The sequence below is a fragment of the Pantoea sp. UBA5035 genome (genome assembly GCF_002415245.1).
GTDB lineage: Bacteria > Pseudomonadota > Gammaproteobacteria > Enterobacterales > Enterobacteriaceae > Pantoea > Pantoea septica.
The window spans coordinates 43,390-65,597 of record NZ_DICD01000003.1; the positions used below are offsets into that span (position 1 = coordinate 43,390).

General features: G+C 58.2%; 20 protein-coding genes. 14 read left to right on the forward strand and 6 right to left on the reverse strand.

The features are described from left to right. Positions 1-298: 298 nt before the first annotated feature. A complete protein-coding gene (locus B3229_RS01115) occupies positions 299-1,039 on the forward strand; it encodes an SDR family oxidoreductase (protein WP_286867861.1) in 741 nt (246 codons plus the stop codon). 33 nt (positions 1,040-1,072) lie between these two features. Here B3229_RS01115 and B3229_RS01120 read toward each other — a convergent pair whose 3' ends face one another. Both B3229_RS01120 and B3229_RS01125 read right to left on the reverse strand, forming a co-directional pair. Beyond that, positions 1,073-2,347 (reverse strand): Glu/Leu/Phe/Val family dehydrogenase, encoded by a 1,275-nt coding sequence (locus tag B3229_RS01120; RefSeq protein ID WP_048782760.1) that lies wholly within the window; start codon positions 2,345-2,347, stop codon positions 1,073-1,075. Between the two features lie 376 nt (positions 2,348-2,723). Further along, positions 2,724-3,101 carry a RidA family protein gene (locus tag B3229_RS01125; RefSeq protein ID WP_286867863.1) on the reverse strand — a complete coding sequence of 126 codons (378 nt, stop codon included), beginning with the start codon at positions 3,099-3,101 and terminating at the stop codon, positions 2,724-2,726. Between the two features lie 228 nt (positions 3,102-3,329). Here B3229_RS01125 and B3229_RS01130 point away from each other — a divergent pair, with 228 nt between their 5' ends. From B3229_RS01130 to B3229_RS01160, 7 genes are all read left to right on the forward strand, one after another. After that, the gene (locus B3229_RS01130) at positions 3,330-5,408 is read left to right on the forward strand and encodes a TonB-dependent receptor (RefSeq protein ID WP_286867864.1); all 2,079 of its coding nucleotides are present in this window, start codon (positions 3,330-3,332) and stop codon (positions 5,406-5,408) included. A gap of 12 nt (positions 5,409-5,420) precedes the next feature. Continuing rightward, a complete protein-coding gene (locus B3229_RS01135) occupies positions 5,421-6,440 on the forward strand; it encodes an ABC transporter substrate-binding protein (RefSeq protein ID WP_286867865.1) in 1,020 nt (339 codons plus the stop codon). A 159-nt stretch (positions 6,441-6,599) separates the two neighbouring features. Then, positions 6,600-7,001 carry a hypothetical protein gene (locus tag B3229_RS01140; protein ID WP_286867866.1) on the forward strand — a complete coding sequence of 134 codons (402 nt, stop codon included), beginning with the start codon at positions 6,600-6,602 and terminating at the stop codon, positions 6,999-7,001. A gap of 409 nt (positions 7,002-7,410) precedes the next feature. Continuing rightward, positions 7,411-8,841: a sodium:solute symporter family protein gene (locus B3229_RS01145; RefSeq protein WP_286867867.1), complete on the forward strand. Its 1,431-nt coding sequence runs from the start codon at positions 7,411-7,413 to the stop codon at positions 8,839-8,841. Further along, positions 8,825-9,994 carry a sialidase family protein gene (locus B3229_RS01150; RefSeq protein ID WP_286867868.1) on the forward strand — a complete coding sequence of 390 codons (1,170 nt, stop codon included), beginning with the start codon at positions 8,825-8,827 and terminating at the stop codon, positions 9,992-9,994. Before B3229_RS01145 ends, B3229_RS01150 begins: the two co-directional genes overlap by 17 nt. Next, positions 9,991-10,461, forward strand: a complete 471-nt coding sequence (locus B3229_RS01155) for a YhcH/YjgK/YiaL family protein (protein WP_286867870.1) — start codon at positions 9,991-9,993, stop codon at positions 10,459-10,461. Before B3229_RS01150 ends, B3229_RS01155 begins: the two co-directional genes overlap by 4 nt. After that, on the forward strand, positions 10,462-11,139 hold the full coding sequence (locus tag B3229_RS01160; RefSeq protein WP_286867871.1) for an SDR family NAD(P)-dependent oxidoreductase: 678 nt from the start codon (positions 10,462-10,464) through the stop codon (positions 11,137-11,139). Here B3229_RS01160 and B3229_RS01165 read toward each other — a convergent pair. Beyond that, positions 11,136-11,837 (reverse strand): SGNH/GDSL hydrolase family protein, encoded by a 702-nt coding sequence (locus B3229_RS01165; protein ID WP_286867873.1) that lies wholly within the window; start codon positions 11,835-11,837, stop codon positions 11,136-11,138. The genes B3229_RS01160 and B3229_RS01165 overlap by 4 nt on opposite strands. A 706-nt stretch (positions 11,838-12,543) precedes the next feature. On the opposite strand from B3229_RS01165, the gene B3229_RS01170 reads away from it, so the two are divergent. Both B3229_RS01170 and corA read left to right on the forward strand, forming a co-directional pair. Beyond that, a complete protein-coding gene (locus tag B3229_RS01170; protein ID WP_286867874.1) occupies positions 12,544-13,671 on the forward strand; it encodes an acyltransferase family protein in 1,128 nt (375 codons plus the stop codon). Between the two features lie 126 nt (positions 13,672-13,797). After that, positions 13,798-14,763, forward strand: coding sequence for a magnesium/cobalt transporter CorA (corA, locus tag B3229_RS01175; RefSeq protein ID WP_286867875.1), 966 nt, complete (start codon positions 13,798-13,800; stop codon positions 14,761-14,763). Between the two features lie 40 nt (positions 14,764-14,803). Here the strand turns inward: corA and B3229_RS01180 are convergent, their stop codons facing one another. After that, positions 14,804-15,796, reverse strand: coding sequence for a sugar phosphate isomerase/epimerase family protein (locus tag B3229_RS01180; RefSeq protein ID WP_286867876.1), 993 nt, complete (start codon positions 15,794-15,796; stop codon positions 14,804-14,806). Between the two features lie 293 nt (positions 15,797-16,089). Between B3229_RS01180 and B3229_RS01185 the strand changes: the two genes are divergently transcribed. Continuing rightward, complete coding sequence (locus B3229_RS01185) at positions 16,090-16,815, forward strand: YoaK family protein (RefSeq protein ID WP_286867877.1); 726 nt, start codon at positions 16,090-16,092, stop codon at positions 16,813-16,815. 58 nt (positions 16,816-16,873) lie between these two features. Here B3229_RS01185 and B3229_RS01190 read toward each other — a convergent pair whose 3' ends face one another. Further along, complete coding sequence (locus B3229_RS01190) at positions 16,874-17,569, reverse strand: B3/B4 domain-containing protein (protein ID WP_286867878.1); 696 nt, start codon at positions 17,567-17,569, stop codon at positions 16,874-16,876. A 188-nt stretch (positions 17,570-17,757) separates the two neighbouring features. Here B3229_RS01190 and B3229_RS01195 point away from each other — a divergent pair, with 188 nt between their 5' ends. Then, entirely contained in the window at positions 17,758-18,081 is a 324-nt protein-coding gene (locus B3229_RS01195) for a hypothetical protein (protein ID WP_033748700.1), read from the forward strand. Positions 18,082-18,112: 31 nt separating this feature from the next. Here the strand turns inward: B3229_RS01195 and B3229_RS01200 are convergent, their stop codons facing one another. Beyond that, complete coding sequence (locus B3229_RS01200) at positions 18,113-19,315, reverse strand: MFS transporter (RefSeq protein ID WP_286867879.1); 1,203 nt, start codon at positions 19,313-19,315, stop codon at positions 18,113-18,115. Between the two features lie 120 nt (positions 19,316-19,435). Between B3229_RS01200 and B3229_RS01205 the strand changes: the two genes are divergently transcribed. Together B3229_RS01205 and B3229_RS01210 are read left to right on the forward strand one after the other, a co-directional pair. Further along, positions 19,436-19,981, forward strand: a complete 546-nt coding sequence (locus B3229_RS01205; RefSeq protein WP_286867880.1) for a TetR/AcrR family transcriptional regulator — start codon at positions 19,436-19,438, stop codon at positions 19,979-19,981. Between the two features lie 818 nt (positions 19,982-20,799). Then, entirely contained in the window at positions 20,800-22,173 is a 1,374-nt protein-coding gene (locus B3229_RS01210; protein WP_286867882.1) for a NarK family nitrate/nitrite MFS transporter, read from the forward strand. The last annotated feature ends 35 nt before the right edge of the window (positions 22,174-22,208 follow it).

Below are 22,208 nucleotides of genomic sequence, written 5' to 3' on the forward strand. Positions count from 1 at the left end.
TGGTTTAAATGGCTTTGTCTCAGAGGCTTATCCTGTAAAGAAACCTTAAAGATGCGGTTAAAAGGCGCATTGCGTGGAAATAATCTGACTTAACGCAGGGATTAATAACCGGCGCGCGAATGCCTTATTTGGCTTAAGAAAAAGTAACCCTGGTATAAATACGGTTATAAGCCGATGCAAAATGTCATCAATCGGTCACTGAGTTAATGACGCGTTATCGCTGTCGCCAGCTAACATTCAGAGAGAGTAATGACTGGCACGCGCCGCCCTGGTCCAGGGCGGCCTTTCTGGAGGGGTTATGGCCCGATTTAGTGATAAGCGTATCCTGATTACCGGCGGCACCAGCGGCATGGGGCTGGCCGGCGCGCAGCGCATTCAGGCGGAAGGCGGCCGCGTTGCGGTCACCGGCCGCAATCCCAGTCGACTGCAGTATGCCAACAGCGTGCTGCACGACAATGCGCTGCTGCTGCGCAACGACGCCTCGCTGGAGGCGGATATCGAGGCGTTGGGCGAAGCGGTGGAAAAATGGGGCAAGCTGGACGGGCTCTGGCTGAATGCCGGTTACGCCGAACTGGGCGAGCTGGAGTCAATCACCGCGGAGTCTTTTAACGCCATGATGAACGCCAACGTGCGCGGCTCTATGCTGCAGCTCGCCCGACTCTCGCCTCTGCTGAATCCCGGCGCGTCGGTGGTGGTCACCTCATCGTCGTCGAGCTATGAAGGCGCGGCAAGCACCAGTCTCTATGCCGCCACTAAAGGGGCGATTGTGGCGATGGCGCGCAGTTGGGCCACTGCGCTGGCGCCGCGCGGCATTCGCGTTAACGTGGTGGTGCCAGGGCCGATCGAAACGCACTTCCGCGATTTCATGCCGGAAACGGCGCGTCAGCAGTTCGAGGATTTTATCGTTAGCCAGGTGCCGCTAAAGCGGGCCGGGAAGGCGGAAGAGGCGGCGGCGGTCGCGCTGTTTCTGCTCTCCAGCGACGCCTCTTTTGTGACGGGCAGCCAGTACGCGGTCGATGGCGGACTGGTGCGTTACTGATATTCTGGGCAGCCTGCGCTGCCCGTTAAGCGATTAGCCCGGATAGATGCCGCGCTCTTTGCGCGCCATCAGAATGCGTTCGCAGGCAACGATATAGGCAGCGGTGCGCAGCGAGCACTCTTTCTCTTTGGCTTTATTCCAGACGTGCACCATCGCGTCGGTCATGATCTTATCCATGCGCGCGTTGATCTCATCTTCGCTCCAGAAGAAGCTCGCCATATCCTGCACCCATTCGAAGTAACTGACCGTTACGCCGCCTGCGTTACAGATGACGTCGGGCACCACGATAATGCCGCGCTCGGCCAGCACGTCGTCCGCTTCCGGATAGGTCGGGCCGTTCGCGCCTTCCAGCACCAGCTTGCAGCTCAGTCGTTCCGCGCGCTCACGGGTGATCTGACCTTCCAGCGCCGCCGGGATAAAGATATCCATTTCGGTGCGCCAGAACGCCGCTTCATCGATCTTCTCCGCGCCAGGGAAGCCGAGGATCTGCTTGTGCTCCTGCTGCCAGCGCGACAGCTCCGCCATATCGATGCCGTCGGCGTTGGCGATGGTCGCGCTGTGATCCTGAATCGCCACCACAAAGGCGCCCGCTTCGCTGAAGAGACGCGCCGCCTCGCTGCCGACGTTGCCGAAGCCCTGCACCGCTACGCGCGCGCCCTCAACGGGAATGCCTGCGCGGCGCGCCACTTCGCGGCCGGTGATAAACACGCCGCGTCCGGTCGCTTTCTCGCGTCCCAGCGAGCCGCCCAGGTGGACCGGCTTGCCGGTGACCACGCCGGTCACGGTGGTGCCGCTATTCATGGAGTAGGTGTCCATCATCCACGCCATCACCTTGCTGTTGGTGCCGACATCCGGCGCCGGAATATCTTTCTGCGGCCCGATGATAATGCCGATCTCGCTGGTGTAGCGGCGCGTCAGGCGCTCCAGTTCGCCTTCCGACAGCGCGAAGGGATCGCAGCGGATGCCGCCTTTGGCGCCGCCGTAGGGCAGGTTGACCGCGGCGCACTTGATGGTCATCCAGGCGGAGAGCGCCATGACTTCATTCAGATCGACATTAGGATGGTAGCGCACGCCGCCTTTACCCGGCCCGCGCGACAGGTTGTGCTGCACGCGATAGCCTTCAAAATGGCGGATGGTGCCGTCGTCCATCTGCAGCGGAATATCGACGATCAGCGCGCGTTTCGGATGGCGCAGCGTATCGATCCAGCGTCCCAGTTCGCCCAGATAGGGCGCGACGCGGTCGATTTGCTGAAGATAGGTGGACCAGGCAGATGTACTGTTTTCAGACGCGTAGGATAACTTTTCCATAAAGACCTTTCTTTTTTAAAGTCGTTTATTATGTGTTGCCGTGGATGAATAGCGGATCTAACCGCACCCCGTTAATTTACCACTTACTGAAGAAAGATAATTTTTCTTACGCCGCTGAAAAAAGCGTTTTTGCTACATTTTGGTGCAGCGCAGTGCATAAATAATGTGGCTGGCCGCGTGGCACTGAATAAAGATGTGCTTATGTTGCATGGTTGTTGCATAAATGAGATTTGTCGTCACTTTTCAGTTCCTTGAGTCATCTCATAAATTGAACAAAATACGCCCGCTACGTATTGACTTGCCAGCGGAAATTAGCCGCATGAGCCAGATTAATGGATGGATTACTTTTCGTAATGGCGAATAGCGGGGCGCTGAATTAGAGGGCCATTATTCCCTCTATCTCAATTTTAAGATCGGGCGAAAACAGGGCGCTGACCTGCACTAATGAACTGGCTGGCAAATGGTCGCCGTAATAATGAAACAGCACCTGGCGCAGGGCGTCGATATCCTCAAAAGAGGTGATGAATATTGTGACTTTTAGCAATGCGCTGAGCGTCTTGTTTTCTGCCTGGGCAATCAGCTGAAACTGTTTAAATATCGCCTCAGCCTGCTCGGCGAGGGAACCGGCTTGCGCGGCGCTGCCGAACGCGGTCAGGCCGGAAATATAAAGCGTCTTTCCCTGTTTTACCGCATGGACATAGGGGGCTTTAACATCGCCCAGCGCGGGATAATTAATTCTTTCGATGGCTGACATCTATACCTCCTTCGTTTTATTTACCCTACGGCGCCATTGATCAAACTAATCGCGCCATAACCGATTGTCGCTGTCGCTGAATTATCTTTTCGCTATATAATTGTAAATACAACGAAAGTAGTAAATAAAGGTTACGCTTTCTCGCCGTTAATATCACCTGCAGAATTGACTAATAAAATGACATTAATTTCCCGCCCGCGTTTTCAACCCCACTTGCTTAGCCTGTTAATGTTAGCTGCCCTGAAAACACAGGGCGCGCTGGCGTCCACAAAGGATACGCTGGTGGTCTCAGCTGCGCCGGACTCCTCCTCCCATCATGAGGACGCCACGCAAAAAAGCGCCATGCTGGGCAATGCCGGCCAGCAGGCGCTACGCAACACGCCGTTCTCCGTTCAGTCGCTATCACGCGAGATGATGAAACAGCAGCAGTTAAAAAGCGTCAGCGAACTCTATCGCTATATGCCGTCGGTACAGGGCGACGGCGCGCGACCCCAGACGCGCGGCATGCAGGGCAGCGTGGTGCAGAACAGCATGATCGACGGCCTGAACGTCGTCTCGACGACCGATTACGCGGCAGAGCAGTTCGACCATATCGAGGTGCTGAACGGCCTGGCCGGTTCGCTCTACGGCCCGGCAAACCCGGCGGGGCTGTTTAATTTTGTGGCGAAGCGCGGCGCCGATTTACCACAGCGTCACCTGCGTATTGGCGGCGGCAGCGGCGGCAATCACAACGTCGCGGCGGATTTCAGCGGCCCGCTCGATCAAAACGATCGCCTGCGCTATCGCCTGAACCTGCTGGATGATGAGGGCGGCGGCTATGGCAGCGGCAGCAAGGTGCGCCGCCAGCTGGTTAGCCTGGCGCTGGACGCTAACCTCAGCGACAGCACCGTGCTGGAGAGCAACTTCAGCTATTACCACTATTACGATAAGGGCCAGCCGGGCAAATTCGCGCTTGGCAGCGGACTCACCTTCCCGGCGGCGCCCGACCCGAAAAAGGCTGGGCTGGGACAATCCTGGGCGGGCGATGACAACCATACCCTGACCGCAGGGCTGCGCCTCCGGCATGACTTTGACGGCAACTGGCAGGGCGAAGCAGGCGTACTGCGTCAGATCGCCGATCGCGAGTCGACCGGCGTCACCAATACTTTTACCGATCGGATGGGGCGCTACACCACCACGACCTCCTCCTCGACCGCCAGTCGCTTCACCATCAACAGCTATATGGCGAATCTTAACGGCGAAGTCGATACCGGCAGCCTCCATCATCAGATCGCCACCGGCATCCGCGGTTTTGTCTGGAAGAATATGAATCCGCTGCACGGCGCGACCTCGACGCTGGGCAGCGCCTCGCTGGATCGGCCTGCGCGCTTCGAGCGGCCGGACTACCCCGACTTCAGTAATCGCTATCACTCCGCCACCGCGACGCAGCACGCCTTTCTGCTGAGCGACAACCTGCAGTTTTCACCGCAGTGGAGCCTGCTGCTGGCGGGCAGCGAAAGCCTGCTCAGCTCCGCCAGCTACGCGAAAACCGGCGCACGCAGCAGCGAATCGTCTGACAGCGGCTTCTCCGGATCCGCCAGCCTGGTCTATAAGCCGGTGGATCCGCTGACGCTCTACCTCACCTGGGCGGATAGCCTGCAGCAGGGCGACGCCGCCCCGTCGGGCGCCAGCAACGCCGGCGCGATCCTGGCGCCTTATCGCAGCAAGCAGACAGAATTCGGCGCGAAGCTGGCGGTGGATCGGCTGCTGCTGACGGCGGCGCTGTTTGAGATCAAACGCCCCTTTGCCTATACCAACGGCAGCGGCGACTACGCAGTGGACGGCGAACAGCGCAACCGCGGCGTAGAGCTGATGGCGGACGGGGACGTCACGCAAAGGGTGCATCTCTACGGCGGCATGACCTGGCTCGATCCGCGCCTGTTCAATACCGCCAGCCGCGCGACGCAGGGCAAACAGGTGGTGGGGCTGGCGCGCTATACCGCCAGTTTCTTCGCCGCCTGGGATCTGCCCGAGATCGCCGGAGCCGATCTGCACGGCGGCGCGCGCTATGTCGGACGGCGCGCCACCGACAACGCCAACAGCGGCTGGGTAAGCGGCTATACCACCTTCGACGCGGGGGCGGCTTATCAAACCCGCCTGATGAACACCGCAACCACGTTTCGCCTCGATGTGACTAACCTGACCAATCGTCACTACTGGACCAATATCGTGCCGGGCGGCCTCAATGGTTACAGCGGCGCGGGGTATGCCAGCGCCTCGCTCGGCGCGCCGCGTCAGGTGCAGCTCTCGATGCAGCTCGATTTTTAAGGAATCTGAATAATGAAAACGTTACTGCGGGCCAGTCTGGCGCTGGCGCTGAGCCTGACGGCGGGCGTCGCCGCTGCCGCCACGCTAACCGACGATCTGGGGCAGCAGGTCGAGCTGTCGCATCCGGCGCGACGCATCGCCGACGCCTGGTATGCGCACCATTCTCTGCTGATGACGCTGGGCGCGGGCGATCTTATTGTCGCGACCGTCAATCATCCCGCAGACCGGCCGTGGATGTTTAAGGTGCAGCCTTCGCTGAATCAGGCGCTGCAGGCGCGCGGAAAAACATTTTTCAGCGAGGCGCTGGTGGCGCGCGGCGTCGACGCCATCTTCGTTCCCGCGCAGGATCCTGATGCGATAAGCTATCGCCAGGCGGCTATCCCGACGCTGAGTATGCGTTTTGACGACGTGGCGTCGCTGAAACGTTCGCTGCTCACCACCGCGCAGGTGGTGGATACGCCGCAGGCGCAGCGTCGGGCGCTGGCGTACAACCGCTATCTGGATACGCAGATCGCCGCCGTCAGCGCGCAAACCGCCTCGCTGAGCGAGGCGCAGCGGCCGCGGGTGCTGCATATTCAGTCGCTGCGGCCGCTGAAGATTGACGGCAGCCAGACGCTGATTGACAGCTGGATCCGGCTTGCCGGCGGCAGAAACGCGGCGGCGGAGGTGACGGGCAATATGAAAGAGGTGTCGCCTGAGCAGGTCATCGTCTGGGATCCCGACGTAATCATTATCGGGGCAGGCGCAGGCAGCCTTGAGGCATCGCCTTATGCCGCGCTGTTTAGCGGCCTGAAGGCGGTAAAACAGCATCGCGTGCTGCAAAATCCGTCGGGCGTGTTTCCCTGGGACCGCTACGGCACGGAAGTGGCGTTGCAGATCCTCTGGGCGGCAAAGCAATTGCACCCGCAGCGCTTTGCGCGGCTCGACCTTATCGCCGCCACCCGCGGCTTTTATCAGCGCTTTTATGATTATCCGCTGCGGGTGGATGAAGCGGAAAGGATACTGGCTGGTTTGCCGCCGATTTCAGGCTGAAATCGCCAGCTTTGCCTGACTGAACAATGTGTGCGGTGACTGGCGTAAAAAGCAGCGAAGGGGGCGAATTCGGAACATGCTGACGCATTGTCTGGTGGGAGAAAGTGTGACGTAGCGCTAAAATAGAGGCTTAGTCGCAGCTGAGGTCTGACAAAAATAATGATTTTACGTTTTTCCCCGATAGCCCTTTTCGCCGTCGTCGCGCTCGCCGGATGCGCGAAAAAGCACTCTTACCAGGACGATCCCTCATTTACGGCCGGTCCGGCGCAGGTCAGCGTTTCCCACGTGATGACGCGCACCGATGACGGCTCATCTGTGTTCGTTACCGTCGACGGCAAAGATGCGGGCACGCTGAACGGCGGGCAGAGTAAAGATCTCTTCCTGACGCCAGGCAAGCATAAAATCGGCGGCTACGTCGCTACGCTGTTTGGTCTGGGTCGCGTCACCATTAATCCAGTCGAAGTAAATACGGCTAAAGGCGAAGTGAAGCATGTCGCCTATGAAGTAAAAAGTGACAAGCCTACCTTTACCGAATGGACACCGCCGCCTGCCGAAGGCTAATCCTCTTCTCCCAAACCGGTCAGCGCCTGACCGGTTTTGCTCACACTTTTCCCCTGTAGCTATTTCGTGCATCAGTCGCTTACCGCTTTACGGCTGGTTGTGATTATATGTAATCATAATTGACCATATGTGAGCATGATCAATTTATTCATCTGTAGATTCCCCTATAAATGCTCCTGTGACGCCTTCAAAAGAAAGTGCGCTGATTAAATTTAATCAATCTGTATCCCTACAGGAGATCAATGTGGCCTATCTCTACTGCAGCACGCGCTGCCCTGATTCAACCTCCGCGCCGCCTTCAGGTGTCATCACGGCGATGCGCTAGCCCGTCAGCACGCGCAATGACTTACTGAAAAACAGACGAGGGTTATGGCCCTCATGGTTTCGCTCGTCCTCAAGAGAGGCTCAGATGAATACGTTCAATGCTGAAGACACCCTGATTATCGTCGGCATCGTGGTGGCTTATATTCTTTTCACCACCTGGTTGACCTGGCGGCTGCGCAGCAAAAGCAGCGGCGATTTTATGGAAGGATCCCGCGCCATGCCCGCGCTGGTGGTCGGTATTTTGCTGATGTCGGAATATATCGGCGCCAAATCGACCGTCGGCACCGCGCAGGCCGCCTTTGAAGATGGCTTCGCCGCGTCCTGGTCGGTGATCGGCGCGGCGATCGGCTTTCCGCTGTTTGGCTTCCTGCTGGTCAAACGCATCTACAGCACCGGCAAAATCACCATCTCCGGCGCGATAGCGGAAAAGTACGGCAATGCCACCAAGAACATCATCTCCGTCATTATGATTTACGCGCTGCTGCTGGTGAACGTGGGCAACTATGTGAGCGGCGCGGCGGCGATCTCGACCATCCTGAAAGTTAATCTGCCGGTTGCGGCCTTTATCACCGCCGTGGTCAGCACCTTTTACTTTTGTTATGGCGGCATGAAAGGGCTTGCCTGGGTCACGATGCTGCACAGTGCGCTGAAGTACTTCGGCATTCTCGCCATTATGGGGTTTGCGCTCTATAAAACCGGCGGCTTTACGCCGATGATCGAGCAGATGCCCAGCTACTACTGGACATGGGATGGCCATATCGGCGCCAGCACCATCGTCGCCTGGCTAATCGGCACCATCGGCTCCATCTTCTGTACGCAATTCGTGATTCAGGCGATCTCCTCGACGAAAGACGTGCGCTCGGCGAAGCGCGCCACCTGGGTCGCCTTCTTCTTTTGTTTGCCGATTGGCCTGGCGATTGCGGTTATCGGAGTGGCGGCGAAATATCTGCATCCAGAGATTAACAGCCTCTACGCTATGCCGATTTTCCTCCAGGATATGAATCCCTGGATGGCGGGCGTGGTGACAACGTCACTGGTAGCGTCGATATTTGTCAGCGTGAGCACCGTGGCGCTGGCCATCGCTTCGCTGGTGGTGAAGGATTTCTACGTGCCGTATCGCAAGCCGACGCCGGAGCAGGAATTTAAGGCGACGCGCTGGCTGTCGCTGATTATCGGCTTCCTGCCGCTGATCTTTGTGCTGCTGGTGCCTGAGGTGCTGAAACTCTCGTTCTTTACCCGCGCCATTCGCCTCTCGATTTCGGTGGTGGCAGTGATCGCCTTCTACGCGCCGTTCTTTAAAAGCGCGCGCGGCGCGAACGCCGGTTTGATCGGCGCCTGCGTCGCGACATCAGTCTGGTACCTGCTGGGCGACCCGTTCGGCATCAACAATATGTATATTGCGCTGGTCACGCCGGCCATCATTATGGCGATCGATTACCTGATCCCAAACCAACAAGTCGATGAAACGCGCCAGAGCGTTGAACAGAGGGGAGTCCGATATGTCCGTAACCGTTAACCGCGATGGGGTGCTGCGCCCAGCAGAGCAGGATGCGCGCCTTATGACGGCGATGCTGCCATCGCCATGCCCGCAAAACCATGCGGCCAACCTTTTGCCGCTGCCGGATGGTTCGCTGCTGTGCGTCTGGTTCGGCGGCACGCAGGAAGGCGTGGCGGATATCTCCGTCTACAGCTCGCGCCTGGCACCCGGTGCCGATCGCTGGAGCGAGGCGGTAAAACTCTCCGACGATCCCGCGCGGTCGGAACAGAACCCGGTGTTGTTTCTGGCGCCTGACGGCGTACTGTGGCTGCTCTGGACGGCGCAGCTTGCCGGCAATCAGGATACCGCTATCGTGCGGATGCGCCAGTCGCGCGACCTGGGCGCCAGCTGGGGGCCGATCGAGACGCTGCTCGATCAGCCCGGCACCTTTATCCGCCAGCCGATTACCGTGCTGGAGAACGGCAACTGGCTGCTACCGGTGTTCTACTGCCGCACCCAGCCAGGCGAGAAGTGGGTGGGCAATGATGACGTCAGCGCGGTGAAGATCTCCAGCGACGGCGGCAAAAGCTGGCGCGACGTCGCGGTGCCCGGCAGTCTGGGCTGCGTGCATATGAACATCACCGCGCTGCCGAACGGCACGCTGGTGGCGCTTTATCGCAGCCGCTGGGCGGATCACATTTATTACAGCCAGTCAGAAGATGGCGGCGAAAGCTGGTCACAGCCGGAGCCGACCACGCTGCCCAACAATAACTCCTCTGTTCAGGTCACCACGCTGCAGGACGGCACGCTGGCGCTGGTGTTCAACAATATGAGCGCGGTGGGCGCGACGGAGCGACGCGCCTCGCTCTATGACGAAATTGACGACGGCGACGACAGCCGCAAGGAGCCGCAGGCGTGTGAAGGGCGCAGCGCATTCTGGGGCGCGCCGCGCGCGCCGATGACGGTGGCGCTGTCGCCCGACGGCGGCAAAAGCTGGCCGTGGCAGCGCAATCTTGACGAAGGCGACGGCTACTGCATGACCAATAACTCCCAGCAGAAACTCAACCGCGAGTTCTCCTATCCCACCATCAAGCAGAGCGCCGACGGTACTCTGCATATCGCCTATACCTTCTATCGGCAGGCCATTAAATATGTGCGCCTGTCGCCGGCCTGGGTAAAGGAGGCGTCATGATTATCGGTAATTTGCAGACGCTGGCGATGGCGGGGCTGCCCGCCGCGCTTCGCGCCATTCTTGAGCGCGAAGAGTGTCGGCTTGAGGCGCTGCAACAGCGCGAGGATGGCCGGTTTCAGCCCGCGGATGCGCAATGGTTTTGCCATATCGGCCCGGCGCAGACCGAGCCGGCGGCGCAGCGCCATACCGAATATCACCGCCAGTGGGCCGATATCCAGGTGGTGCTGGCAGGCAATGAGGTGATTAACGCCAGCCAGCAGCCTCTGGCGCAGCCGGACGATGAAGAGCGCAAAGCGGATCTTTTTATCGCCGCCGCGCCGGTACTGCCGGTCTCGCTACGCTTAAGCGTGGGCGATTTCGCCGTGTTTTTGCCGGGCGAACCGCATCAGGCGCTCTGTGCCGCCTCGCAGCCGGAAAGGGTGCGCAAGGCGGTGTTTAAGATTCCGCGTTCACTTCTGGAGGCATAGATGCCGCATGCGATAGTAACCGGCGCCAGCTCCGGCATTGGCGAAGCGATTGTCGCCGCGCTGCTCGATCAGGGCTGGCAGGTGACCGGACTAAGCCGCAGCGCGGTGACGCGCGACAGTGCGCTTTTCCGCAGCGTTCAGGTAGATATGACCGATGAGCCTGCGCTTATCCGCACGCTGGCCGATCTTCCCGTGCCGGATGCGTTAGTGCATGCCGCTGGCATGATGGCCGCCGCGCCGGTGGGCGAGATCAACCTCGGCGTCAGCTCGCGCCTCTGGTCGCTGCACGTGCGCGCCGCGGAGATCCTCGCCAGCCGCTTTGTACCAGAGATGAAGCCGGGCGGCCGCATTGTGGTGATCGGCAGCCGCACCTCGCGCGGGGCGGCTAACCGCTCCCAGTATGTCGCCACCAAAGCCGCTATGGTGGGGATGGCGCGCAGCTGGGCGATGGAACTGGCGCCGCGCGGCATTACGGTCAACGTGGTGGCGCCGGGCGCGACGGAAACGCCGATGCTGTCGCAGCCGGGCCGCGAGGCCTCCAGGCCGGTCGTGCCGCCGATAGGTCGGCTTATCCAGCCGCAGGAGGTCGCCGCGCTGACCGCTTTCTTGCTCTCGCCGCAGGCCGCGGCTATTACCGGTCAGGAGATGGTGATTTGCGGCGGCGCCTCGCTGTGCTAGGCGCGGGGATTTAGCTTTGCCAGCTGCGCGCCGAAATGCTGCTCGATCACCTTAAAGGTTTCCAGCGCCTTGACGCGGTAGAGCTGCTCTGAAGGATGAATGCAGTCGGGCGACATCATGGCGCGCCAGTCGGGTATTTGCTGAATACGTTGGTACTGACTGACCAGCGGCACCTTTTCCGTGCGGGCGACGGCGTCGAGCCGCGCGGCATAAGGCGCGACATCCCATTTCTCCGCCCGGCCGCACAGCGGATGCGGCTCCTGCAACACCACCTCTTTGCCGTTCGCTCTGGCGCTGTCGATCAGCGCCGTCATCACTTCGCCGTAGCGCTGCGGGCTCACCTGATACGGTTTTTCAATATCGTGAAAGTGATAGTGACGCGCGTCGTTGGTGGCAAAGTTAAGCAGGATCAGACGCGCGCGGGACTGTTTCATCGCTTCCTGCCACGGCGGATTATGCTCATATTTATAACGGCCGTTCAGGAGTTCTATCGCCTGTGCCGACGGCGCGCCGCGATTGATCACCTGCACGCCGCTGCCATATTTCGCCTGCAGCAGCTGATTAAGCACGGCGATTTCATTGTGCTCGCTGACGATATTGCGCAGCCGACCCGCTTCAAGCACCGCCAGCACTCCTTTGGTGCTGGATCCTCCCCAGGCTTCAATAATAAAGGTGTCGGGCGATGCGGACTGCGCCATGACTGATGCTGAAGCGGCGAGGGTAAGCGCAATGGATAGCGCCATTTTAAAATGAATTTTTTTTCGAAGCATATCGCTCTCGGCTTGTTGCCTGCAGTGAATATCGCGGTTAAACCACGGCTGCGATCACGGTAGCAAAATTAATTAGCCGCCAACAACCCGAAAAGTCTCGATAGTTACCAGCAAAATTATATCGATGCTTTGTTTTTGTAAGGCGACACTTTTTTAAGCGGATCGCGGCGAACAGGACGTTTTTTTCGCGCCAGCAAAGTAAAATAAGCAAAATCGCATTCGTTAGCGATATTTCTTCTATTAACCGGCCTTATCAGCCGTCTCGTTTAGCGCGGCGCAGCCCGCAACAGGGCGGACATAAGCGACATTCGGGAGGGTGGTATTATCATGTGGTTGTTTTAACTGGTTAAAAGGACGATAGCAGCGCTAATGCGGCTGGCCTCACTTATTCGCGTCACTTGGCCTTTTTCCTAATTAAGTCGCGAAGCTCCAGGCATATTCCTAATGTCCTGTCCGCGCAATGCTTTTTATCGTTAAGTGATGATAGGCTTTACCCACACAGGCCAGACAGGGTTATTCTGATTTCTGCGCGGCCGACTTCACCAGGTCAGGATTATATCCCTTTCGCGTCTCGCTGTTAAAAATGCGGCAGGAGAGCGGCGACGTTCTGACGAATTATCGAGAAGGGTACAACGTGGAAAATAAAGCGTTTCTCTCAAGCCGAAATATCGGCCTGGATTTCCTGCGCGCGCTGTTAATTCTGGAAGGGGTTTTATATCATGCCGCGCGAAGTCTTCCCGGGGGTAATAACTGGTACTATATTTCCGGGAAAAATGAGGCGGACGCCTTTACCGCGCTGATCGAGTTTATGCATACCTTTCGAATGGAAGCCTTTTTCTTCCTGTCGGGCATGTTCTCGGCAATGGTCATCCTGCGTAAGGGCTCCGACTTTTTCTACAGTAACCGCAAGAAGCGCGTCGTGGTGCCGCTGATCTCCGCCTTCCTGTTTATTCCCGGGCTGATGTATCTCATTAACGCGCAAATCGACGGCGAAGCCCTCACCACCCATAACGCGCTGGGCGCCTATACTTCGCTGCACCACCTCTGGTTCCTGGTCTCGCTGACCGCGATGTCGTTCCTGATCCCGGGTAGTCTCTATCAGCGCGCGGCGATGATGATGCGCCGTCTGCCTTTTCCGCTGCTGGTCGCAGCGCTGATCGTCGCGGCAAACGCCTTCTTTGTGGTGAAGTTCTTCGTGAAAGACTTCGGCGAGTGGGTCAATCTTATCCCCGTTACCGCCCGCTTTATGGTGTTCTACGCGGCAGGCTATGCGCTCTACCTTAACAGCGATCAGATTCCTCAACAGGCGCGCAGCATCCTGGTTAATACCAAAGTGGTGGCGGCGCTGGGGCTGGCCTGCTGGCTGGTGTTCTATGCCATTTTCCACTACAACATCACCAGTAGCCTGAAGTATCTGCCGGTGCTCTGCTCCAGCGTGTTCTCGGTGATTTTCTCCTACTGGGTAGTCTTCACCTTCGAGAAATTGCGTATGAAAGAGAGCCGTTTGGTGAAGGGCGTGGTGGATTCTGCGCTGGTGATCTACATCATGCACTATCCGCTGGTGATCACCTTCGCCTGGCTGCTGGATGGCTATCTGCCCGACGCGCTGCCGATAACCTATGTCGCGGTGGTGACCACGCTCGGCCTGATCTGCAGCGCCGCGCTCTATTTACTGATTAAGCAGCTGCCGCTGATGTCGCTGCTGTTCGGGCTGAAACCGGCCCGCGTGCAGAACATGCCAGCCACCCATCCTCGCAGCTAATCGCCTCGCTTTGCCTCTGCCCGCCGGACCTTGTCCGGCGGGCATTCTGTTACAAACCTCTTTATTTAGGCGCTGCAAAAGCGGTTATGCTCTTACTACTTCAGACAACCGTGTAGCGAAAGGATCATGATTGTAAATTGCATGGTATATCGCCCAGGCCAGACCGGGCAGGAATTAGACGTAGAAAAAATCAGCGATGTGCTAAGTGAGCCGGATGCCTTTATCTGGATGGGGCTTTATCAGCCCGAAGCGGCGTTCATGCATAAAATCCAGAACGAGTTCGGGCTGCATGAACTGGCGGTAGAGGACGCGCTATGCGCGCACCAGCGTCCCAAGATCGAACAGTATGGCGAGTCGATGTTTATCGTGGTGAAGACCGTCAGTTCGGAAAACGAACATCTCCACCTGGGTGAAACCCATTTCTTTATCGGTAAAAACTTTCTGATCACCCTGCGTCACGGCGCTTCCGACAGCTATGCGCCCATTCGGGAGCGCGTAGCGCAAAACAGCGCGCTGCTCGATCACGGGCCAGGCTATCCGCTCTACTGTATTCTCGATTTTATCGTCGATCGCTATGGCGAATATACCGCCTCGCTCGGCGATAAAATCAATGAGATGGAGGCGGCGCTGTTCCGCTCCGAGTTTGATAATCTCGCAGTGAAAAAGGTTTATCGCCTGCGCCGCGAGCTGCTGAGCCTGCGCAACGCGGCGCAGCCGCTGGAAGAGATTTGCCAGCAGTTGGTGCGGCTGCATGAAGAGATCGTGCCGAAAGAGCTGCGCGCCTATCTGCGCGACGTGCAGGATCATGCACGCCACGTCGTCACCGACGCGGAAGATATGCGGGAAATGCTCACCAGCGCCATGCACGTCAATCTGGCGATGGTGGCGGTGCAGCAGAACGAGGTAACGAAAAAACTGGCGGGCTGGGGTGCGATTCTGGTGGTGCCGACGGTGATCTTCAGCATGTACGGCATGAACTTCAAGGAGATGCCGGAGCTAAACTCGCCGCTGGGCTATCCGCTGGCGCTGGGCGGCACCATCGTCGGCTGCTTCCTGCTCTGGCTGCGGCTGCGCAAGTCGGGCTGGCTGTAGCGGCTGCGCCGCGACGCTCTGCGCGTCGCGGCCTGACGCTTTACTCTTCGATAGAGGTCAGCAGCGCATTTTGAATAATGCGCTGCGCATTCAGCGGATTCTGCTCCAGCTGCGCCGCCTGCAGCGCCGCCATATCCAGCTTGTCGAGCGCGCGATAGATATGCTTGAGGAAGCGGATCGAAAGGTTGGCGGCTTCTACATGATCTTCGCGGAACGGGAACTGATCGAGCTGCCAGACGCCGTCCCAGTTGTTGCACTTCAGCACGTAGAAAAACTCGAAAATTTCGGTCATATGCACGGTGCCGACCACCAGGTCGTCATCCCAGCCGCGCAGGTTGTCGTTCACGTCCATGCCGAACAGGCGGCCGCGATCGATAATCAGCTGCGCGGAGCCGGCCGGCGATTCGCCCGCGAACAGCGCGTGACCGAAATCCAGCAGGATCCCCACGTTATCCAGCCCGATCTCCTCAATGCCCAGCAGCGACTTCGCCGCAGAATCCCAGGTCATTTTGACGCGCGGCTCGCGCGGCTTGTATTCGATGGCGAATTTCACGTCCGGGTTCGCGCCCGCCAGTTCGCGCATGCCGTCGACCGCCAGCTTCCACAGGTTTTTGTGATCGACCTGGAAAGGGTAATCCCAGCCATCCTGACCGGGCCAGACCTTAACGTAGTTCGCGCCCAGCTCGCGCACCACGTCGGCCGCGTCGTTCATCAGCGCCAGCGCCTCGGCACGCACCGCCGCGTCGGGATGGGTAAAAGCGCCGCGCGAGAATTTGCGCAGATAGATCTCCGGCGTCACGCCGATCGCTTTCAGTCCCGCCTCCTGCAGCGCCTGCTTCACCTCGGCGACCGTGACGCCAGGGGTAAAGGGATAGGGGATATCGACATAGGCGAGATCCTCGACTTCGGCCGCCAGCTTGATCTGATCCAGCGTGCTGAGCGCCGGGCCATAGCCGTCAACCGCGTAGCGATCGATGTAGTTCGCGAAATGCCACAGGCCAGCGCCAAACTTCGGATAGTTATAGTCACTCATTGCCGATATTCTCCGTTCAGGATGCAGACAGAAAGGTGGTCGGATTGCGACGGCAATCCACATTTGAATATATATTCAGTAGAGATTATATATTCCATTGTGCGGGCGGAATCGGCCTGGTTGCCAGCGCAGCGCGCGATAACTGTAAGGTGGGTCACAAAAAATCTCAGCGCTCCCAGGAAAGAGAAAGCGAATGTCAGCGCGTAGGGAAACAGAGAGCAGTGCCGTTCGGCTTGTTAAACGGCGTCATTAGAGGGATGATCTGGCCAGTCTGGGTCCACATCGTAGGCGCTATGCTCATCAGTACTGAAAACTTTCGCAGCTACACGGCCGATACGCAGCTCGCCTGTACGCTTGCGGCTGTCGCGGGCGCGCTAAATACCGCGGCGTTTGAGGTTGTCGGCTTTTTCTCCGCCAATATGACAGGCAATGTCTCTTCGCTTTCGGATCATCTGGCCAAGGCAAGCCTGGCGCCGGCTATCTTCTTTGTGTCGATTGTCGCCATCTTTATCACCGGCTCCGCTTTTTCCACTCTGCTGATCAATGCCGGACGGCGCAATAACATGCGCAAAGTCTATGCCTTCAATATTCTGGTGGAGGGCGTCGGTCTGGTTGGGCTCGGCGGGGTTGAAACCTGGCTGACGCCGCAGTCGCCCGGCGTGATGCTGATTTTGTGCCTGAGCTTTTTAATGGGGCTGCAGAATGCCGTCGTCACCCGAATATCCAACGCGCGCGTGAGAACCACCCATGTATCGGGTACCTCGACGGATATCGGTATTGAGCTGGCGATGCTGTTTGACGTGCTGAGGCGCAAAGAGTCGCCGAAAGAGGCGCCGCTCTATATTGAACGTTTGAAACTCCATGCCTTAACCCTGCTCTCGTTTCTGGCTGGGGGCGTGGCCGGGATCTGGCTCTATCGTGCGTTGGGCTATCCGTTCATTATGTTGATCGGCCTGCTGCTTATCGCTCTCGCGCTGCATACCATGCTGGGCAGGCATGCCAGTCCGGCTAATCAGTAAAGCGCTTGCTGCAAGCGGCAGGCGCGGCTCGCTAAACCGCGCCTGCGGCAGGGGGCGATCAGCTAAAGCCTGCGCCCAGCAGCTGTTTATCGATGCGGCAGCCGGGCATCATCGCCTCCAGCCCGGCGATCAGCTCGTCGCTGGCGTGATGCAGCGCATCTAGCGGCATTTCCGGCAGGCTCTCAAGAATAAACCACATCTGCTGCGCGCTGGCGTCGAGGCGCGTTCGCACGCCCTGGCGCCAGTTCCAGCGACGGCAGGTGACGCCAAGGTCGTCGCGCCAGATCACTTCACCTGGCTCGGGCGACTCTTCGCAGGGTTCGCCCGCTTTCAGCGTGTCGAAGCGTTCGCTGCCGTCGGCGCACACCAGCCGTGCGTCGCCGACATAGGCGGCAACATTTTCGCCACCGATCGGCAGGGCGTACTTAATGCTGATAGCGTTATAGAGATCGACGATCGGATCGATAGCGGGCAGCGCGCCGTCGCGAGCGACCCGCTTGCGCAGCGCTTCGACCGAGCTGGGCGTGCGGGCCGGTTTCGCGCCGAAGGTTTTAAACACGTCGCGCCAGGCGGCGATATGCGCCTCGGCATAGGGCACATCCTCAGTAGCGACGGCGCGGCAGGCGCCATCCAGCGCCGTGCGCGCCACCTGCGGGTGCTGCACCTCGGTCGCTTCGACCAGAATGCTGATAGCGCGAAAGCCCGGCGCCAGCGCGAGTACGGTCAGCTCGACCACAGGAGAGAAAGAAAACATCGCTATTCCTTGTAGAGGGTTACGGCATCAAGTGTAGCGACGGATGGCGTTGGCTGCTCGCCTGGCGCGACGCAGACCAGATAAAAATCCAGGAATATGCCGAATCCACAGTAAATTACCCGCATTTTGCTGTGCGGTTGCGTTATTTGTCTATACTGAAACTGGACTTAATAACTAGTGAGGGAATCATGAAAAAGACAATTATTGCACTTTCTGCTCTGATGCTGGCGACTCCGGTTTTTGCGGCTACCACACACGCTACCGATGAAACCGTGGCTGAAGCGCATAAAGGCGCCGATACGGCCAAAGAGAAACTGCACCAGGCGCAGGACGCGGGCGCTGAACAGAAGCTGAAAGCGGAACACGCCGCAGAAGGCAAAAGCCATGCGACCACCAGTAAAGTGAGCGAAGGTTCGCAGAAAGCCTGGCACAGCACCAAGCAGGGCAGCGAAAAAGCCTGGGATAAAACCAAGCAGGGCGCTGAAGACCTGAAAAACAAAGCAACGAACTAACAGAAAATGGCCGGTTAAACCGGCCATTTTTTTATCCTCTCTCCGGCTTCAGGCGTCCCGCGCGCCGTCCCGCCAGCAGCGATACCGCCGCCATTGAAAAAATTCCCCAGCAGTAGGCGTTAGCCGTCGCTACCAGGCCTATCGTCGGCACCGCGCAGCCCGCCAGCAACGCCGGCAGCGCAAAAGCGAGATAGCTTTTTATCAGAAAGGCGGCGAATAGCCCGGCGCGCTCGTGACTCTCCGCCAGCGGCATCACGATGCTGATAATGGTCGAAAAGATCGAACCGAATCCCTGCCCGGCGACCGCGGTGCCGAGAAATAGCAGCGCCGTCTGGTGATGATTAATGCCGATCAGGGTCACGCCAATACCCGCCATCAGCGCCAGGGTGCCGATAAACAGCGCGCGCTGCGGCTGCCAGCGACGGAAGAGAAACACCGACGCCGTTGCGCTCAGCATCAGCGTCGCCACTACGGCGCCGCCGACGAACGGCGAGCGAAGCCCCGTCACGTCAATCGCCAGCGTCGGCATCAGCGACAGGTAGAAACCGCCTAGCGCCCAGGCCGCCACGTTGACCGGCGCCAGCCGCAGCAGCGCGCCCAGCGCACGCGGCGGAATAGCGATTTGCGGCTTTAAGGCGCGCCGCGCGCCGGGCGTCCGCGCCACCGTTTCAGGCATCAGCGGCAGCAGCGCCAGCGCCAGCAGCATCAGCGCGAACAGCAGCGCATAGATGGAAACGGTAGGGAATGGCGCAAAAGTGATCAGCAGCGCGCCCGTCAGGCTGCCTGCCAGCAGACCGAGAAACGCCGTCACCGAATTAAGCAGCGGGCCGCGCGCCTTATCGCCGTCAAGGATCGCCGCGCCGAAGGTCGGCAGCGCAATACCCGTCGCAATGCCCTGAACCATTCGCGCAGCGATCAGCGTGTGCGCCGAGTCCGCCAGCATAAACATTATTAGCGCCAGCGTGTTGCACAGCAGGGCCGCCAGCATCATCACGCGCCGACCAATAAAATCGGAAAGGCGGCCCAGCGTCAGCAGGGCAAAAAGCAGGGCGAACGCATAGCTGGCGAAAATCAGCGTCACCGCCAATGGCGACAGATGGTAAAGCGCGCGATAGAGCGGGTAGAGCGGCGTCGGGGCGCTGCTGGTTGCGGAGAACAGCATGGCGCAGATAAAGGCATAAAGCGTTATGCGCGCCGCCGCAGCGGCCGAGAGCGTAGACATTGCAGAAGACATGGTTATCACCTTAATGCAAAATATTAGCTTTAAGGCAGGTATACTTGCATTTTTGGGTTAACGCAATATCTTTGCATTAAACAATTATAGACATGCTTATTCTTTGCAGAGAGAGGAAAGATGGCCAGGGAGATGATCCGGCAGGGCGGACGCAGCGCGCGCATTCAGGAAGAGGTGCATAAGGCGGTCAATACGCTGCTGAAAACCCGCGACCGCAGCGAGTTGACGGTGCCAATGGTGGCAGAGACGGCTGGCGTGACGCCATCCACACTCTATCGGCGCTGGGGCGATCTGACGCAGCTGCTCGCCGACGTGGCGGTAGCGCGTATGCGCCCGATAAGCGAGCCTGACGATACCGGCGATATGCGGGGCGATATGGAAGCCTTCATTTTGCAGTATGCAGAGGAGATGTCGTCGAAACCCGGGCGGCAAATGCTCGCTGACGTCATCGGCAGCGGGAGTAGTGGCGCGACGGTGAAGTGCTGCGGTTTTACCGCGCTTCATCTTGAGACGCTGCGCAAGCGCGCCATTGCGCGCGGCGAAGCGGGCTTCTCAATTGATGAGGCGGTGGATACGGTAGTGGCGCCGGTGATCTATCACATTCTGTTTGAAGACCGCGAGCCAACGCCAGACTACTGCCGCGAACGGGTGGCGCGGCTGTTTTAGAACAGCTAACGGCGGCTGCGACGAAAAGGATGCTGTGCAAAAGCGGCAGCGCAGTATCAAAGCATCCGTTTATAGTTACAACATCCAAATGTATTTTTAGTAAAAGCACTCAGCAACGTGCCAAATGCAGCTTAAAAAAGTCAGCACAGAAAGGACGTTAGCGTTTAATTGACCCTAATCGCTGACAACTAATGACCTGCCAGGCTTGTTCAAATCACGCCAGCGCATCGCATCGCGCCAGACCAATAATAAACCAGGCAAACAAAAAAGATTGAAACAGTCGCTATATAATTCAATTAATAACGAATGGCGTCCGGACAGGTTTTTTATAGTTACTAAAATCGTAATTGATATGAATTCGCACTAATATAAAAACAAGCGTGAAGGGCATCTTCTGATGAATATTAACCTTTATTCGAACGTTCTTTGATTTATATCAACCTGACTTGCAGCTAAGCTGTCCATCTATTTTAATAAAGATAAAATATACCTATAATTAGGTAGTTAACCCGGCATGCGCTATTCCTCATTCCAGCGTTGCTTTGCGCTGCGTCATGAAAGCCCCTACAAATCCTCTTGTTTTTCTGGCTTGCTAAGATAGGCTTATTAACCATTCTACAGGACGGAAGAGTTCGCCAAATAACGGCACCTGAATAGCATCCGCATTTATTTAAAAAGGGCAGAGCTGATTCAGTGTCGTCATCTGATTACATTCAGATTCGTATTAATACGGATTTATTCGGTTTCTCATTTATTACTTTTTAATTACTACTCGCAGACAGCGGGAGCGATCCGTCTGCTGCTTATTGGGAGGATATGTGAGCGTAAAACCTCATTCCGGGCATGGCGCGCTTGAAAACTGGGCGCCTGAAAATCAACAATTTTGGGAAAGTCGCGGCAAACATATCGCCCGGCGTAACCTTATCATCTCCGTCTGCGCGCTGCTGCTCGCCTTCTGCGTCTGGATGCTGTTTAGCACCGTCGCCGTCAACCTGAATCGGGTAGGATTTAACTTCACCGTCGATCAGCTGTTCTTGCTGACCGCATTGCCTTCGCTCTCCGGCGCGCTGTTCCGCGTGCCTTACTCTTTTGTCGTGCCGGTGGTCGGCGGCCGTCTCTGGACGGTAATCAGCACCGCCGTGCTGATCATTCCCTGCGTCTGGCTCGGCTTCGCGGTGCAGAATCCGGCAACCCCCTACGGCGTATTTATCATTATTTCGCTGTTCTGTGGTCTGGCGGGCGCTAACTTCGCCTCAAGCATGGGCAACATCAGCCTTTTCTTTCCTAAAAGTAAACAAGGTTCGGCGCTCGGTATCAACGGCGGCCTCGGCAATCTCGGCGTCAGCGTAATGCAGCTGGTCGCACCGCTGATTATCGTGGTGCCGTTCTTCGTGGGCGGCGCGACGCTGGAAGATGGCAGCCAGATTTGGCTCGCCAATGCCGCGTGGATCTGGGTGCCGCTGCTGGCGCTGGCTTCGATCGCCGCCTGGGGTGGCATGAACGATATCGCCGGCATGCGCGCCTCGCTGCGCGAACAGCTGCCGGTGCTGAAGCAGGGTCACCTCTGGACGCTTGGACTGCTCTATCTCGCCACTTTCGGCTCGTTTATCGGCTTCTCGGCGGGCTTCGCCATGCTGGCGAAAACGCAGTACCCGCAGGTAGACATTATCCATCTCGCCTTTTTTGGCCCCTTCCTCGGCGCGCTGGCGCGGTCCGCGGGCGGTTTTCTCTCTGATAAATTCGGCGGCGTGCGCGTTACGGCAATCAACTTCATGCTGATGACGCTCTTCTCCGCATTGCTGTTCCTGACCCTGCCTGGCAGCGTCGCCGGCTCTTTCCTGAGCTTCTACGTGGTGTTTATGGGTCTGTTCCTGACTGCCGGCCTCGGCAGCGGCTCGACCTTCCAGATGATCGCGGTGATCTTTCGTCAGATCACGATGGATCGCATGACCGCCAAAGGTCACAGCAAGGAAGAGGCGCAGCACGCCGCCGTCACCGACACCGCCGCCGCGCTGGGCTTTATTTCCGCGCTGGGCGCGGTCGGCGGCTTCTTTATCCCGAAAGCGTTCGGCACCTCGCTGACCCTCACCGGTTCGCCCGTCGGCGCTATGAAAATTTTTCTGGTCTTTTACATCGTCTGTCTGCTGTTGACCTGGCTGCTGTATGGCCGTCGCAAAACCAATAACAACTAAGCAGAGCATATGAGCACTAACCATACTGGAGATGC

What these genes read in the sequence shown, in the direction of transcription:
- B3229_RS01115 (WP_286867861.1), top strand. Translation starts at nt 299, where the DNA reads ATGGCCCGATTTAGTGATAAGCGTATCCTGATTACCGGCGGCACCAGC.
- B3229_RS01120 (WP_048782760.1), bottom strand. Translation starts at nt 2,347, where the DNA reads ATGGAAAAGTTATCCTACGCGTCTGAAAACAGTACATCTGCCTGGTCC.
- B3229_RS01125 (WP_286867863.1), bottom strand. Translation starts at nt 3,101, where the DNA reads ATGTCAGCCATCGAAAGAATTAATTATCCCGCGCTGGGCGATGTTAAA.
- B3229_RS01130 (WP_286867864.1), top strand. Translation starts at nt 3,330, where the DNA reads ATGTTAGCTGCCCTGAAAACACAGGGCGCGCTGGCGTCCACAAAGGAT.
- B3229_RS01135 (WP_286867865.1), top strand. Translation starts at nt 5,421, where the DNA reads ATGAAAACGTTACTGCGGGCCAGTCTGGCGCTGGCGCTGAGCCTGACG.
- B3229_RS01140 (WP_286867866.1), top strand. Translation starts at nt 6,600, where the DNA reads ATGATTTTACGTTTTTCCCCGATAGCCCTTTTCGCCGTCGTCGCGCTC.
- B3229_RS01145 (WP_286867867.1), top strand. Translation starts at nt 7,411, where the DNA reads ATGAATACGTTCAATGCTGAAGACACCCTGATTATCGTCGGCATCGTG.
- B3229_RS01150 (WP_286867868.1), top strand. Translation starts at nt 8,825, where the DNA reads ATGTCCGTAACCGTTAACCGCGATGGGGTGCTGCGCCCAGCAGAGCAG.
- B3229_RS01155 (WP_286867870.1), top strand. Translation starts at nt 9,991, where the DNA reads ATGATTATCGGTAATTTGCAGACGCTGGCGATGGCGGGGCTGCCCGCC.
- B3229_RS01160 (WP_286867871.1), top strand. Translation starts at nt 10,462, where the DNA reads ATGCCGCATGCGATAGTAACCGGCGCCAGCTCCGGCATTGGCGAAGCG.
- B3229_RS01165 (WP_286867873.1), bottom strand. Translation starts at nt 11,837, where the DNA reads ATGGCGCAGTCCGCATCGCCCGACACCTTTATTATTGAAGCCTGGGGA.
- corA (WP_286867875.1), top strand. Translation starts at nt 13,798, where the DNA reads ATGATTGTAAATTGCATGGTATATCGCCCAGGCCAGACCGGGCAGGAA.
- B3229_RS01180 (WP_286867876.1), bottom strand. Translation starts at nt 15,796, where the DNA reads ATGAGTGACTATAACTATCCGAAGTTTGGCGCTGGCCTGTGGCATTTC.
- B3229_RS01185 (WP_286867877.1), top strand. Translation starts at nt 16,090, where the DNA reads ATGCTCATCAGTACTGAAAACTTTCGCAGCTACACGGCCGATACGCAG.
- B3229_RS01190 (WP_286867878.1), bottom strand. Translation starts at nt 17,569, where the DNA reads ATGTTTTCTTTCTCTCCTGTGGTCGAGCTGACCGTACTCGCGCTGGCG.
- B3229_RS01195 (WP_033748700.1), top strand. Translation starts at nt 17,758, where the DNA reads ATGAAAAAGACAATTATTGCACTTTCTGCTCTGATGCTGGCGACTCCG.
- B3229_RS01200 (WP_286867879.1), bottom strand. Translation starts at nt 19,315, where the DNA reads ATGTCTTCTGCAATGTCTACGCTCTCGGCCGCTGCGGCGGCGCGCATA.
- B3229_RS01205 (WP_286867880.1), top strand. Translation starts at nt 19,436, where the DNA reads ATGGCCAGGGAGATGATCCGGCAGGGCGGACGCAGCGCGCGCATTCAG.